This is a genomic window from Bifidobacterium imperatoris (assembly GCF_002860405.1).
GTDB lineage: Bacteria > Actinomycetota > Actinomycetes > Actinomycetales > Bifidobacteriaceae > Bifidobacterium > Bifidobacterium imperatoris.
Window position 1 is genome coordinate 17,757 of the sequence record NZ_NMWV01000011.1, and the last position, 12,952, is coordinate 30,708.

Here is a 12,952-nt window from a genome sequence, read left to right on the forward strand (position 1 = left end):
TTGTAAGCCATATCCGAAAAATTGCAACACGCCGAATTATGTGAATGTGCTTGAACAGGACTATTGTACTTGAACATGACTCAAGTTGATAAGCAAAACTCAATCACTGCCGAGCGAGTTGAATACCTGCGCCGCATGCGCCACCTCAAGCAAAACGAGGTAGCCAAGGCAGCGGCAATGAGCGATTCCCTGTACAGCCACAAAATTCACGGCCGTACTCAATTCATGCCAGAAGAACTCCGGGCGCTCGCCGACTTCTTCAACACGTCCGTTGACTACCTCATGGGCCGCACCCTCGACCCGTGGCCCGTGGACAACCCCCAACCGGAAGAGGCGACGGCATGAGCGAGTCCGATCGCGAACCCGTATTGCTGTCCTCTCTGGAGGCATTGCAGCACAATCTTCAGGACGCCGGAATGCTGCGCATGAAAGCGTCCCTGTATTCGGAGGCTGCCGTGCGCGAGGCGCTGGGAGACTCCGAATACAGGCGAATCTCGGAGAAGCTGGACAGGCGCGCGCTGCTGGCGCAGCTCGACGCGGTGTCCTTGTTCCTTCTACAAGTCCTTGGTCTTGTTTCGGTCGGTGAGGGCGAGGTCGATCTGCTGAGCGCCGAAACCGATGTAATGGACGGCGCGGGCGAGTTTCCTCACCTCTTCGCTTTCTGCATGATCCCGGAGCCACGCGGCGCTACTGGTTCCGACGCGGAGATTATCGAGCGCTTCGTTAAGCGCCTCTCGTTGTGTCTGCATTGAAATTCTTCCTTTCCCCGCTGTCGTGCGGATTGTTTTGGTTGGCACCTTCAAGCCTACCGGCGACGGGGAAAGGGCCTTGCTCCTGAAAGGAACCCTCATGATCTGGTTTATTGTCTCCATCGTCCTGCTGCTCTTCAGCGCCGTCATTACCGGCGTCGCGCTGTCCAACAACGTCAAGGGGGCCGGCATCGGCCTCATTCCGGGCCTCATCGGATTGCTGCTGCTGATCCCCTCATGCCTGTACTCCGTGGACGTGGGCGAGGTCGCGGTCATCCGCAACATGGGCGGCAGTCTGGCCGGCCATTCCGAAGACGCGGGCTTCCATTTGAAGACGCCGTGGCAGAGCGTCATCAAATACGACACCCGCAACAACCTCATCAACTTCTACAAAGACACCGATTACAAGTACGAGGGCGGCAGCGCGGTCGGCAAGCAAGTCACCGTCAACGACAAGAGCGGCGCTTCCGCCGACATCGACATCCAAGTCAACTACAGCCTCGATCCGAGCGCCGCCGAATACCTGTACTCGGAGTACGGCAAACAGCAGACGTTCACGCAGAACTACATCAGTAACGATCTGCGTTCCGTGGCCCGCGAACAGTCCGGCCGGTTCGACACCCTGACGATGCTCACCAACCGGGGCGAATACACGAAGGCGGTGCAAGAGGCGCTGGCGGCTAAGTGGAAGAAGATCGGCCTGACCGTAGAACAGGTCAGCGTGCAGGACGTGCGCTATGGCGACGAGATCGTCAAGAAGTACAACGAGGCTCAAGCGGCCGAGATCGACAGGCAGAAGGCGTTGAACGAGCAGGAAGTCGCCAAGACCGAGGCCGAGACCAAGAAGATCAAGGCGCAGGGCGAGGCCGACGCGAACGCCGTGCTCAACGAAAGCCTGACCGACAACGTGCTCAAACAGCATTACATCGACGCGCTGTCCAACGCGGATCAGCTCGTCGTCGTCCCTGACGGCGCTGACACGCTCGTCCAGACCAAGTAAAGGAGGCGGTCATGTTCAAGCGCTACCCGTACACGATCGGCCTCGTGGCCGTCGTCTCGTTCATCTGCTGCATAGCGTGGCTGCTCACGCATGAGGCGTGCATGCACCCGCTCGGCAACGGCTTGGCTGCATGGTGGGCGTTCGTCGTCGTGCCCACCTTGTTCATCGCCATCGCCGAGGAAGCGGGGGATGAGGCGTGAACGTCCCCGTGCTGACCATCTAAAAGGCTTGCCCGCCATCATTGCATTCCCTTCCAATATGGCGGGCGGCGACAAGGAAAAGTCGTTAACACCGCCTCTCTCAAACCCCGCGCGCCGTCGGCTCCCCACATTTTTCCGGCGGCGTGCGGTACGGGCGGGCAGGTTCGCCCCCGGCCAAGATCGGCGCAGTGGTGGCGTCGGCAACCAGCCGGGACGTGGTTCGATTCCACGGCCGTCCACTGCGATCGCGTCAACGTCGCCCCCTCGCACGCCACTGACAGGACAACGCGGAATGCCCGTGCGAGCGGGGAGCGATGGACACGGCAGGCTTCGACTCCTGAGGCCGCACCACCGAGTCCAGCGCGACCGCAACCCACATACTCCGACAGAAAGGAACGCGCACATGGTGCATCAGCCGCCACCGGACGAATACGACCACAGGGAAGAGGGATGCAGCCTGTTCGAGTGGCCCCTGAGCGACGAGGCGCTGCACATGGGTGCCGGCGAGCTTTTGGACTCGCTCATAGACACGATCCGCAGGCTCAACGTCGATCCGCAATGGGATCGCACGCTGATCTTCCCCCGCTTCGACGATGTGGTCGTGGATCGCGGACGCCGGCAGATCACCGCGCGCTGCATGTGGAAGATCAAGCCCGACTATCAGATGAAAGGAACCAAGAAATGACCGATATCTCGCTTGAGGAGCGCTTGGCCCGTAGCCTCGCCGGCCGGCTGCTCGGCTACACCGAGGGCGACGTGGACGACATCGCCAACGTGAAGGACTCGCTCGAAGACGCTCTCAAGGACGCCGGCGTTGAACTGTGCAAGCCGGTCAAGGCCGGCGTGTACGTCGCGCCCAACCCGGCCGAGGTGTCCGACTTCCTCGAAGAGGTGTTCAAGAACGTCAAACCGCAGTTCGTCGTCACCGATGACGCCGATGACGACGACGAGGAAGAGGACGACGGCCCGGATGATGACGGCGAGCTTGCCGAGCTGGAGCATATGCGCGACGTGGCCGACATGGCCTATGCGGCGCTCTCCGACCTCGCCCTGCACTGCCACAACCGCCGCGAAGACGTGGCATGGGGCATCGCGAGCAGCGCAGCCAAGGACGCGCACACCCTCGCCACGTTCGTCGGCGACTGGATCGAGGACATGGAGGACGAGGACTAGTGGCCGGCGAAACCATTCTCACGATCGTCGGCAACCTCACCGCCGACCCCGAGATACGCACCACCGGCGGCGGTGCCCCGGTAGTGAACTTCACGATCGCCTCGACGCCCCGCAACCACAACCGCCAATCGAACCAGTGGGAGGACGGGCCGGCCCTGTTCATGCGCTGCTCGTGCTGGAACGACATGGCGCAGCACGCCGCCCAGAGTCTCGCGAAGGGCATGCGCGTCATCGCACAAGGCCGGCTCTCGCAGCGCTCCTATCAGGCTCAGGACGGCACGAACCGCACCGTCATGGAGCTGACCGTGGACGAGATCGGCCCCAGCCTGCGGTATGCGACCGCGCAGGTCATGAAGCAGAGCGGCGGTAATCACGGCGGGTATTCGGGCGGCACCACCTACGGCAACCCCGCCGGCAACCCGCCCGCCGCGCCACGGCCAACAGCGGCACCGGCTCAGCCGCCGGCTTCCGATCCGTGAGCCAACGGCAGCGGCTACACGTCGGACTCATTCGCCCCGGCCGATCCGGCCGGCGAACCGGAATTCTAGAAAGGACGCTCTCATGGCGAAAAAGAAGGACAAGGGGATACAGGACTCGCTCATACCCGACGAGATCACCCCGTTGCAGCTCCTACCCCTGTCGGCCGCCGCCGGCGCGATCAAGAAAGCCGCCAGCGCGTTCCGCGTCAAGGCCGCACGCCTCTTGGAATGCGAGGACAAGGCCGAATACATCGAGAAGTACAAGGGCATCAGCCCCTACGTCGAAGCCCTATACGACGCGGACGCCGCCGCGCAGCACATCATCGACGAAGCCACGCTCATGGACGACCTGATGACCTACCCGACCGACACGCGCCGGCGGATCATGCGCGACGACCTCGAACGATCGTTCGACCCGTTCCACGGGCTGCCCACCACCGATGACGGGGAAGACGGCGGGGAGGCCGTCGATCCGAACACCGGCGAGATCAAATAACCCATCACATTGAGAGAGGCTTATATGCAGCAGTCAAATAAACGGGATGGTGCGTCGTGTCTGTGAACTTCGACAGCACCTTCGGCTTCGATCCGGGCGTGCAGGACAGCAGCATGGCCGCACGCGGCCTGTACGCGACGATGGTGACGTGGTGCGACCACCAGATATACACGCGGCCGGACTCGTTCGACGGAACCTTCGACCTCAAGCGCGTCAGAAGCGTCGGCGGAAACGCCAGACTCGTGCGCGAACTCGTGGAAAACGGCCTCTTCGAGGAGGTCGGCGAAGGCTTGTACAGGGTCGTGACCCGTCGCGGCCTCGCCGTGTTCGGCAGCTTCAAGAACCAGAAGAAGCCGCTCACACCCGAGGAAGCCGCCGAACTGCACGAAAAGAAAGCGGCCGCCGGCCACGCCGGAGGCAAGGCATCAGGCGCGGCAAGACGAGCCAAAGCCGAAGCAAACGCGAAGCAAAACGAAGCAGACGCGAAGCAGACTGCTTCAACTTCAACAAAGCAAACAGGAAGCACTACCGTACCTAACCAAACCATGCCTTCTTCCTCCCCTAACCCCTCCGGGCCGGAATCGAAGCAAACCGTGTCGATCGCCGAAATCGAGGCCCGGGCGATGCTCGACCCGTTCGCCACGGCGTGGAGCCTGTACCCGAAGCACACCGGATCGCCCGACCGTGCCCGGATCGCATGGCAGGCCATCGTTGACGGCCGTGCCGTGACGCCACGGGCCACGCCCGAAGCGCTCCTAGCCGCCGTGACCCGCTACCAGAAAGCCGTCCGAGACGGCGACGCCGATGACCGGTTCGTCAAGGGCATGGGCAGATGGCTCGAAGAAGGCGGATACCTCGACTGGCTGCCCGCGCCACCGAAACCCCGGTACACGTGGGGCATCTGCGACGAGCAATGGCTTCAAGACCACATCCTCAGCCAAGTGCCCGAAGGCAGCTTCGAAGGCAGCATCGTCGGAACGTTCTGGGCCAACGTCAAAGCCGGGGGAGACCCCGAACAGGCGGCCGAGAGGGTCGTCAAGGAACTCACAAGGAAAGGAAGGCCATCATGAGCGGGCCGACGCCCGAAACCCGGCGCACCGTGCTCGGCCGGGACGGCTGGAAGTGCGCCATCTGCGGCCGTGAGATCGACTGGCGTTGGAGCGGGTACAGCATCCACCACCGGCTCAAACGAAGCCAAGGCCACGGATACACCGGCCTGCACCAAGCCGGCAACCTGCTGCCCCTGTGCGGCAGCGGCTCGGACGGCTGCCACGGCTGGGTACACGACCAAGCCGGCGAGGCCGCCTACCAGCTCGGCTACCTCGTCCACCCGTGGCAGAACCCCACCGCCACGCCCGTCTACTATCCGCGCCACGGATGGCAGCAGCTCGACGACGACGGCCGACGCCAACCCGCCCAACCGCCGGAAGGCATGCCCGACTACATCCCCGACATCAAACACCCGGAAGGAACCCAAGAATGAACACCACCACCGAAACCCGCTCGCTCACCGTCGGAGGCGTCGCCATCCCGCTCGACCCGCCCCGACCGCCCAAGAAGCCCCACAGGCTTTTGTGGATCGACACCGAAACCACCGGCATCGGCCGCACCAATGCGAAACTCTTGGAGATCGGCATGATCGTCACCAGCATGGACGGCGCGACCGAACACGACCGGTTCGTCTGCCCGGTACGCCCCGACAAAATCAGCCTCTACGACCTCGACCCCAAGGTGCTGCGCATGCACCTCGACAACGGACTGCTCGAAGAAGTCATGGACATCGACCCCGATGCCGCCGGCTACCGCAAGACCGCGCTCAACCTCAGCGAATTCCTCAACGATCAGGCAGCCCAATACGAACTCCACCCCGCCGGCACCAACGTGGACTACGACATCGACCTGCTCACCAACCAACTCGCCGGATACATCCACCCCGACTACCTGCGGGAACTCACCAACCACCGCAAACTCGACCTCAGCACATTCCGCCTCGCGGACACCGCACTGGGCGTCAACCCCTACAAAGGCCACGCCGGCACCCACCGCGTCACCGACTGCATCACCCGAGACCGCAACGACTACGCCACCTACCTCGACCTGCTGCGCACCGCCCGAGAGGAACCCGAATCATGAACTGGATACACGATCCCGTGAACAGCCCACGCCATTACACCGACTCGCACCCCGGCATGGAATGCATCGACCTCACCGCCGACACCACCTTCTGCCTCGGCAACTGCTGCAAATACCTGTGGCGCTACCACTCGAAGGGCCGACCCGTCGAAGACCTCGAAAAAGCCCGATGGTACCTATGCCGCGTCATCGACAACGGCGAAAAGATCGCATGGACGCAACGCCAGACACGCATCCTCACCCGACTACGAGGCCAAGCCGAACAAGCCGGCCTCGAACACGAATACCGCATATGGCGAGACCTCGCCCTCGGAGACACCGACACCGCCCTCACCAACCTCGACATCCTCCTAGAACACGAAAGGAACAAGCAATGAGCACACGCATCTACTGCGACCAATGCGACACCGAAACCAGCGAGCGCGACGCCCTGCGATTCCACCTGTCGGGCTATTCGGCCAACCGCACCACTATGGGCCGGATCGAGGAAATCGAAATCGACATCTGCCCCAAGTGCGCCGCCTCGTTCAACGGCACGCCCATCGGCCGGCTCGACATCAGCCGAGACCTCACGCTCCCCGGTGCCCCATACAAGCTCGAATACCAGCCCCAAGCCCAGAAAGGACAAACCGCATGAGCAGCATCATCACCAACGAGATCGAAGAACGCTACCCCTACCCCGACAACGGCGAGCGCCCTGTTTCTCAGACCCGGTTGGGTGCGTGCCTCGCGTCGCGCAAGGCGTACAGGGCCGGCGTGGGGCGCACGCCTACCGATCGTGAGATCGACGCGGCGGCGCTCGCCGTCTACACCGGCACCACCGGCATGAGCTTGGAGGAAGTCAGCCCGTTGTGGCCGAAGCTGAACCCCGAAGCCAAAGCCCAATACCGCAAGCTCGCCCGATTGGCATTGGACGCGGCACGCAAGGAGGCCATGCGATGAACGAGACGACCGGGAAGATATTCACGCGGCACATGCTCGAAACTGCGCTCGCGAGCGCTCTGGACATGATTAGCGAAACCCTCGCCCCGCCGACGGTGTATGAGATCGATCGGAAGGATATCAAGGCGCTCGCCGGCAATGTGTTCGTGCTCGGCGGCATCCCGACCGATATCAGCGAACTGGAAGAAGCCCGGAATGAGTAGTCAGTACTGCAAGCCCGCCGGTTCCGATCCGGTATGGCGCTGCCACATATGCGGCCAATGGTGGCATCTCGACCTGTGGGGCGAATTCTGGGAGCCAATGAGCACCCTCACCGCGTTCCTCTTCTACCACCCGAAATGGAAGGCCGAACGCAAACACAGAAAGGCCCGCGCATGAGCATCGACATCACCCAACAGGCATTGAACGCGCTCGCCGACGCCGGCCTCGGCAACGACAGCCCCGCAGAAGCCTACGTCATCGGATACACCCAAGGGCACGACGACGCGCTCGCGCTCGCCGTCCAGATCGAACAGGCCATCAACCATAGGCCGGCAAGCCCGGACGAGGCCGAACGGCTCGCGATGCGACTGCGCGACGAGGTTGGCGACTGCCCGATTGTCTACGAGAGCGACAAAGTCATCGCCGACAAGGTATTCGACTGGTGGGTGCGGCTCGCCGCCACCGCCTTGGACATCATCAACGGAACGGAGGCCACGCGATGAGCGATCGCATACGACTCACTCCGGCCATGCGCGACCTGCTGCTCGAAATCTGGGAGCAGGGCAGCGCCTACCCGGCGGATCGCAACCAACGGCGCACCTTCGAAGCCCTCGAAGAGCGTGACTACATCGAACACGTCACATGGGGCCGATGGCAGATCACCCCGCTCGGCGAGATCGTCGCCAAACAACTAGCCAAGAAAGGAAACCGGTAATGCAGGTCAGCTTCACCTCCCACATCCCGGCACACAGCCCACTCACCATCCAACAACGCCTAGAAGCCGCAGGCTTCACCAACGTCCACGTCAACGCCATCAGCGACACCACCGAACCCTTCGTGCGCACCAACCGCGAAACCATCCAAGCCTACGAAAACGGCAAACACGCCATCCTCAACACCATGAACCACCTCAGCAAACTCAACGACGAAATACACCACAACCCCTACCAAGACGGCACCAAATGACCGACTGGAGACACCAAGCCACATGCCGACAATACGACCCCGAACTCTGGTTCAGCACCCGGCCAGACGAAACCAAAACGGCGCTCGCCGTCTGCCGGCAATGCCCGGTCATCGACGAGTGCCGCCAGTTCGCCGACCATAACAACCGGATCAACGGCTACCCCCTGCAAGGCATCTGGGGCGGCCGCAGGTATGGCACAGGACGATCCAAGAAAGGACTCTCATGAACAACATCGACACCACCGTCACCGCCCACCAGATAGGGCCCATCGTCATCATGCGAGGCACCGCCACCCCAATCGGGAAGGTCTCGCACCCCGAATGCTTCGGCCGGTTCACCGTCATCGCCCTATCGCCCGCCACGGCGATCCGCAAGTGCATGCGCCGCGTCGCCCGGATGTGCGCCGACCACTCGGCGCGAGAACAACTCGACCGGCAGGAAGGAGCACGGGCATGAAAGTCACTGACGGCATCCGGCGGATCATCGAGGACTGGCACGACAAGGGCGTCAGCCCCGAGGACACCGCCCAAAGCCTGCGCATCCCCATCGACGAGGTGCGGGCCATCATCCTGCAAGCTCACCCCGCACCTCCGCAGCCCAAACGACCCGAATTCCTCGAACCCCGCATGAGCGCGCTGGAAGAGACGGCCGACGTGCGGGACAATAGGAAGGAAAGTTAAGGAAAGTAAGCAAATCGTTGAAAACAAGCCATTCCCGGCCGTCTCGTCACGTCGGGAACGGCATCGAGGCAAATAAAAAGCCCCCACCCGAAGACAGAGGCTCGCATACCCAAAGAACAAGTCTACCAGCAAAGGGCGGGGAACGATGGAACCACAGCGGACATGCGCGGCATGCGGCCACCAGACCAACGAAGGCCGACGCCTCTGCGACGAGTGCACCAAGGAATGGGCCCGCCGCCTCGCATGGCTCCTTAAAGCCGGCATGCCCGCCCTCCAACAGATTGTCTACAAACAAGCCACCACCCGCGAGCGCTCCCCGCGTCACGGCAACGCGGCGTATGCGTCGCCGCCGGTCAACGAGACCGCCCAAGCCCTGTTCGGCACGGTGGAGGTTCACTTGCAGCTCATGGGCGGCATGCTCAACCTTGCCCCGGTCGGCCATGACCGGTACGGGCGCGCCCGCACCCTGAAACAATGGTCTGAGCTGATCCGCTTGCTGCTGCATCGCCTAGGCGAGCTCGCTGGGCTGGAGACGGCCGGAGACCTGTACGCGGACACCACGCGGCTCGCGGAAAAGGTGGATGCGGCGACCACGCGCACTGCGGAACGCCTGCTGATCGGCGTATGCCCCGACTGCCTCAACGAGCGGGACGAGCAGGGGAAGCCGATACGCACGCCCATCTACGCCGCCCAATCCTCACGGTACGCGGTATGCCCCGCATGCGGCGCATGGCTCGATTTGAAGCGCATCAGGCTCGAATACCTGCGCAGCGCCGGGCTCATGCACATCACCCGCACCCAAGCCGACGCCGCACGATGGATACGCGACAACACCGGCGTCAACGTCACGGGCAAGGACTTGGCGAACTGGCGCAGCCGGGGCAAAATGCCGTCCACGCGGCGCATCGACCGCCATTACTGGGAGTGGAACATCATGGAGCTATTGGCCTGTGCGCAGGATCGAGCGGAACGCGACCGCGGCGACGTTTGAGGTTTGAGACAAAAACGTGTTACGCTGTCGCGTGTAATCGGAGTGTCAAGAAAGCCCTGCCCATGTCGGCGGGGCTTTTTTGTCCCCCGCTGGATGGTTGGCCGAGCGGTCGAATGCACCCGCTTGCTAGGCGGGCAACCGGCAACGGTTCGCGGGCGCGAATCCCGCACCATCCGCCCTTGAGGCCCCATTAGACCAATCGGTAGAGTCAACTGATTCAAGTCCAGTCAAGTCACGGTTCGAATCCGCGATGGGGCACCAGCCGCCGCCGGCAATCGTGCACGGCCGGCCATGCGGCACCCGAAAAACACCACCACAAGCGGCGAGCGCCGGCGGGCTTTTCCTCTCCTTTCTCCCGCCGGCCGCTTCGCCGTTGTCTCGGAGAGGGAGGCTACACTGTTGGCTCGCATTCGTGTTCTGAGGCGCTTCCCGAAGGATTGGGGGCGGCTGCGCCGGTTCGACCCGGCCAATCCGGCCCATATGCGCCTGCTGCAAGAGGTCGTCCATTATTGGGCGGGGGACTGGCGTGGCATGATCCCCGTGCAGGTGGCACCCTGCCGTATCCGGTTCGACCGGGGGCACCTGTATGCGCCCTCCTGCATACGCGGCCATACGGGCGGCCCGGTGATCCGCGACGGCATGCCGTTGGTCAAATACCACGCCATCCCCATACCGGCCGAGCTCAGGCCCATGCTGTGGGGGCTGCTGTGAACGTGCGGCGCAGCAACGGGGCCGCCCGCAGCCGCATCCGCAAGCGCCTGCTGTCACGGGCCAACGGCCGGCCGATATGCGCCCTGTGCGGCCAGCCCATAGACACCAGCCTCAGGACGCCGCACCCCGGCAGCATGGAGATCGACGAGAAGCTGCCCGTATCCAAGGGCGGCGACCCGTTCGACCTCGACAATTGCCAGCTCACGCACCGACGCTGCAACCAGCGCAAAGGCAACCACCAATACACCAGACTCGACACCGACCCGAACGCCAAGCCCGCGCCGCCGGCACCCAAGCCGATCCCGCTGTCCCGGCAATGGTAGGGGCGGTATACCCTCACCCGCCCGCCTAGCCCTTCCACGGTCATAGGGCCATAGATACCCCCGGCGGCGGTTTTTCCACGGAACCTCCCCGCAGGGCGTTCCGCCCGACGGCGCGGAAACACCGTGTACGGCCGTTTCGGCCGCGTTTCGGCGGTTCCGGGGCTTTGTTGCCATGATCGGCCGCGTTCGCCGTCCTGCGCCGATCGGCCCCGAACGGCCGGCCTCGCATGCCAGCAACCACGCTCGAAGCGCTCGAAAACGTTGCAATACCGCTTGTCAAGCGTTACAAAACATGATATAGTCTTGAATATGGGAAGACGTTGCGAGATCGACGGAACGTACATGGCCGGCGACAACGGGCACGGAGGCAGCGAACGGCGCGTATGCTCAGGCCGCTGCCGCGTCGAGGCGTACCGGCGGCGCAAGGCCATCCCCGACGAGATGAAGGCGCTGCGCAGGTGGGTGCGCGCCGACGGCAAACGGCCCATCCAACCCGACGGCAAACCCGCGTCCAGCACCAAGCCGGCCACATGGTCGGCGTTCGAACAGGTAGCGAACACGGGGGAGGGCGACGGCTTCGGGATCATGCTCGGCGACGGGCTCGCCTGCTACGACCTCGACCACATCCTCGACGAGCAAGGCCACGTCAAGCCCCGCCACCCCGGCCGGCTCATCCTCGACCGGCTCGAACGCGAAGGCTGCGTGTTCGCCGAGATCAGCAGCAGCGGCGAAGGCCTGCACCTGTTCGTCCATTCCGACGCCCCGAGCTGGAAACGCGAAGGCGTGGAATTCTACAGCCACAGCCGCTTCATCCGCATGACCGGAATCAAGTGGAACCCGAAAAGGAGGCGCAATGCTCATCAGTGACATCATCCCCTACGAGCGCAACGCCCGCCACAACGACAAGGCCATACCCAAGGTCGCCGAAAGCATCCAGAAGTTCGGCCTGCGCGGCAGCATCGTCTTGGAATCGCGCGACAACCCCGTCATCGTATGCGGGCACACGCGCGTCGCCGCCATGAAAAGCCTCGGCTGGACGGAAATACCCGACGACCACATCGAATACTGCGACGGCCTGACCCAAGACGAGATCGACGCCTTCCGCCTCATCGACAACAAGACCGGCGAGATCGCCACATGGAACGTCGCCCTGCTGAAAAGCGAAGCCAAACGCCTCAACGGCAAACTCGACTTCGCCCGCTACGGCTTCGACTTCAAAAGCAAGGTCAAACCCTACGGGGCCGAACGCACCCGCACCGACGACTACTACAACCTGCGCCTGTGCGACATCGACGACTGCTCCCCGGACGGCATGCCCCTGCTCGCCCCCACCGACATCCGACCCGCCCGGCTCATCGGCTTCAACTACGCCAAAAGCTGGAAGGACGACAAAACCGGCGTCGGCATCCACTTCTTCCTCGACGACTACCAATTCGAACGCCTGTGGAACAGGCCGGAGGACTACACGGGGCTGCTTAAGGGCTTCGACATGGCATGCACGCCAGACTGGAGCCTCTACCTCGACATGCCCCGGCCGATGCAGCAATGGAACATCTACCGCTCCCGCGCCATCGGCGACTGGTGGCAACGCCACGGCCTGACCGTCGTACCGACCCTGTCATGGAGCGACGAGAACAGCTACGAATACTGCTTCAACGGCCTGCCCACCGGCTCCACCGTCGCCGTGAGCACCATCGGAGTCAAGGGCGACCCGGAGCGCGAACGACTCTGGCACCACGGCATGGACGAAGCCATCGACCGCGTGAAACCCAAGCGCGTGCTGCTCTACGGCGGCACCCTCGGCCACGACATGCATGGCATAGAGACCATCGCATACGCCAACACCGTCACCGACCGCATGGCCGGCGACAAGCCGCCGTAAACCCGGCGCAAGCATGCCTGAAAAC

General features: G+C 63.2%; 26 protein-coding genes, 2 tRNA genes and 1 pseudogene. All 29 read left to right on the plus strand.

From position 1 onward, the window contains the following. The first annotated feature begins 75 nt into the window (after positions 1-75). The 29 genes and pseudogenes from Tam1G_RS04160 (at position 76) to Tam1G_RS04295 (ending at position 12,927) form a co-directional block, all read left to right on the plus strand. The gene (locus Tam1G_RS04160) at positions 76-345 is read left to right on the plus strand and encodes a helix-turn-helix domain-containing protein (RefSeq protein WP_101625572.1); all 270 of its coding nucleotides are present in this window, start codon (positions 76-78) and stop codon (positions 343-345) included. Continuing rightward, a complete protein-coding gene (locus Tam1G_RS11625) occupies positions 342-752 on the plus strand; it encodes a hypothetical protein (protein WP_165781900.1) in 411 nt (136 codons plus the stop codon). Before Tam1G_RS04160 ends, Tam1G_RS11625 begins: the two co-directional genes overlap by 4 nt. 97 nt (positions 753-849) lie before the next feature. Then, entirely contained in the window at positions 850-1,749 is a 900-nt protein-coding gene (locus Tam1G_RS04170) for a prohibitin family protein (protein WP_101625574.1), read from the plus strand. A gap of 11 nt (positions 1,750-1,760) precedes the next feature. Then, the gene (locus Tam1G_RS04175) at positions 1,761-1,949 is read left to right on the plus strand and encodes a hypothetical protein (RefSeq protein WP_101625575.1); all 189 of its coding nucleotides are present in this window, start codon (positions 1,761-1,763) and stop codon (positions 1,947-1,949) included. Positions 1,950-2,352: 403 nt separating this feature from the next. Then, on the plus strand, positions 2,353-2,634 hold the full coding sequence (locus tag Tam1G_RS04180; protein ID WP_101625576.1) for a hypothetical protein: 282 nt from the start codon (positions 2,353-2,355) through the stop codon (positions 2,632-2,634). Beyond that, positions 2,631-3,122 (plus strand): hypothetical protein, encoded by a 492-nt coding sequence (locus Tam1G_RS04185; protein WP_242689700.1) that lies wholly within the window; start codon positions 2,631-2,633, stop codon positions 3,120-3,122. Before Tam1G_RS04180 ends, Tam1G_RS04185 begins: the two co-directional genes overlap by 4 nt. Beyond that, positions 3,122-3,670: pseudogene (locus tag Tam1G_RS04190) on the plus strand (single-stranded DNA-binding protein). The gene Tam1G_RS04185 and the pseudogene Tam1G_RS04190 overlap by 1 nt, the downstream one beginning before the upstream one ends. 13 nt (positions 3,671-3,683) lie before the next feature. Beyond that, entirely contained in the window at positions 3,684-4,097 is a 414-nt protein-coding gene (locus Tam1G_RS04195; protein ID WP_101625578.1) for a hypothetical protein, read from the plus strand. 62 nt (positions 4,098-4,159) lie between these two features. Further along, complete coding sequence (locus Tam1G_RS04200) at positions 4,160-5,167, plus strand: hypothetical protein (RefSeq protein WP_243394867.1); 1,008 nt, start codon at positions 4,160-4,162, stop codon at positions 5,165-5,167. After that, positions 5,164-5,580, plus strand: coding sequence for an HNH endonuclease (locus Tam1G_RS04205; protein ID WP_242689701.1), 417 nt, complete (start codon positions 5,164-5,166; stop codon positions 5,578-5,580). The genes Tam1G_RS04200 and Tam1G_RS04205 overlap by 4 nt, the downstream gene beginning before the upstream one ends. Further along, entirely contained in the window at positions 5,577-6,230 is a 654-nt protein-coding gene (locus Tam1G_RS04210; protein WP_101625580.1) for an exonuclease domain-containing protein, read from the plus strand. The genes Tam1G_RS04205 and Tam1G_RS04210 overlap by 4 nt, the downstream gene beginning before the upstream one ends. Next, positions 6,227-6,607, plus strand: a complete 381-nt coding sequence (locus tag Tam1G_RS04215) for a DUF3310 domain-containing protein (protein WP_101625581.1) — start codon at positions 6,227-6,229, stop codon at positions 6,605-6,607. The genes Tam1G_RS04210 and Tam1G_RS04215 overlap by 4 nt, the downstream gene beginning before the upstream one ends. Further along, entirely contained in the window at positions 6,604-6,867 is a 264-nt protein-coding gene (locus tag Tam1G_RS04220; protein ID WP_101625582.1) for a hypothetical protein, read from the plus strand. The genes Tam1G_RS04215 and Tam1G_RS04220 overlap by 4 nt, the downstream gene beginning before the upstream one ends. Further along, on the plus strand, positions 6,864-7,172 hold the full coding sequence (locus Tam1G_RS04225; protein WP_101625583.1) for a hypothetical protein: 309 nt from the start codon (positions 6,864-6,866) through the stop codon (positions 7,170-7,172). Before Tam1G_RS04220 ends, Tam1G_RS04225 begins: the two co-directional genes overlap by 4 nt. Next, positions 7,169-7,375 carry a hypothetical protein gene (locus Tam1G_RS04230; RefSeq protein WP_101625584.1) on the plus strand — a complete coding sequence of 69 codons (207 nt, stop codon included), beginning with the start codon at positions 7,169-7,171 and terminating at the stop codon, positions 7,373-7,375. The genes Tam1G_RS04225 and Tam1G_RS04230 overlap by 4 nt, the downstream gene beginning before the upstream one ends. Then, on the plus strand, positions 7,368-7,550 hold the full coding sequence (locus Tam1G_RS11505) for a hypothetical protein (RefSeq protein WP_133124972.1): 183 nt from the start codon (positions 7,368-7,370) through the stop codon (positions 7,548-7,550). Before Tam1G_RS04230 ends, Tam1G_RS11505 begins: the two co-directional genes overlap by 8 nt. Further along, positions 7,547-7,876, plus strand: coding sequence for a hypothetical protein (locus Tam1G_RS04235; RefSeq protein ID WP_101625688.1), 330 nt, complete (start codon positions 7,547-7,549; stop codon positions 7,874-7,876). Before Tam1G_RS11505 ends, Tam1G_RS04235 begins: the two co-directional genes overlap by 4 nt. Next, positions 7,873-8,088, plus strand: a complete 216-nt coding sequence (locus Tam1G_RS04240) for a hypothetical protein (protein WP_101625585.1) — start codon at positions 7,873-7,875, stop codon at positions 8,086-8,088. The genes Tam1G_RS04235 and Tam1G_RS04240 overlap by 4 nt, the downstream gene beginning before the upstream one ends. Further along, complete coding sequence (locus tag Tam1G_RS04245) at positions 8,088-8,339, plus strand: hypothetical protein (RefSeq protein WP_101625586.1); 252 nt, start codon at positions 8,088-8,090, stop codon at positions 8,337-8,339. Before Tam1G_RS04240 ends, Tam1G_RS04245 begins: the two co-directional genes overlap by 1 nt. Further along, complete coding sequence (locus Tam1G_RS04250) at positions 8,336-8,566, plus strand: WhiB family transcriptional regulator (protein ID WP_101625587.1); 231 nt, start codon at positions 8,336-8,338, stop codon at positions 8,564-8,566. Before Tam1G_RS04245 ends, Tam1G_RS04250 begins: the two co-directional genes overlap by 4 nt. After that, positions 8,563-8,796, plus strand: coding sequence for a hypothetical protein (locus Tam1G_RS04255; protein ID WP_101625588.1), 234 nt, complete (start codon positions 8,563-8,565; stop codon positions 8,794-8,796). The genes Tam1G_RS04250 and Tam1G_RS04255 overlap by 4 nt, the downstream gene beginning before the upstream one ends. Further along, positions 8,793-9,020: an RNA polymerase subunit sigma gene (locus tag Tam1G_RS04260; protein ID WP_101625589.1), complete on the plus strand. Its 228-nt coding sequence runs from the start codon at positions 8,793-8,795 to the stop codon at positions 9,018-9,020. Before Tam1G_RS04255 ends, Tam1G_RS04260 begins: the two co-directional genes overlap by 4 nt. Before the next feature lie 145 nt (positions 9,021-9,165). Then, positions 9,166-10,011, plus strand: coding sequence for a hypothetical protein (locus Tam1G_RS04265; RefSeq protein WP_101625590.1), 846 nt, complete (start codon positions 9,166-9,168; stop codon positions 10,009-10,011). 91 nt (positions 10,012-10,102) lie between these two features. Continuing rightward, a tRNA-Ser gene (locus Tam1G_RS04270) sits at positions 10,103-10,187 on the plus strand. Positions 10,188-10,195: 8 nt separating this feature from the next. Next, positions 10,196-10,272, plus strand: a tRNA-Leu gene (locus tag Tam1G_RS04275). Positions 10,273-10,410: 138 nt separating this feature from the next. Then, positions 10,411-10,722, plus strand: coding sequence for a hypothetical protein (locus Tam1G_RS04280; RefSeq protein WP_133124973.1), 312 nt, complete (start codon positions 10,411-10,413; stop codon positions 10,720-10,722). A gap of 2 nt (positions 10,723-10,724) precedes the next feature. Then, positions 10,725-11,045, plus strand: a complete 321-nt coding sequence (locus Tam1G_RS11995; protein WP_279324889.1) for an HNH endonuclease — start codon at positions 10,725-10,727, stop codon at positions 11,043-11,045. Positions 11,046-11,387: 342 nt separating this feature from the next. Further along, positions 11,388-11,912: a bifunctional DNA primase/polymerase gene (locus tag Tam1G_RS04290; protein ID WP_101625593.1), complete on the plus strand. Its 525-nt coding sequence runs from the start codon at positions 11,388-11,390 to the stop codon at positions 11,910-11,912. After that, the gene (locus Tam1G_RS04295; RefSeq protein ID WP_101625594.1) at positions 11,899-12,927 is read left to right on the plus strand and encodes a DUF4417 domain-containing protein; all 1,029 of its coding nucleotides are present in this window, start codon (positions 11,899-11,901) and stop codon (positions 12,925-12,927) included. Before Tam1G_RS04290 ends, Tam1G_RS04295 begins: the two co-directional genes overlap by 14 nt. Positions 12,928-12,952: the final 25 nt, after the last annotated feature.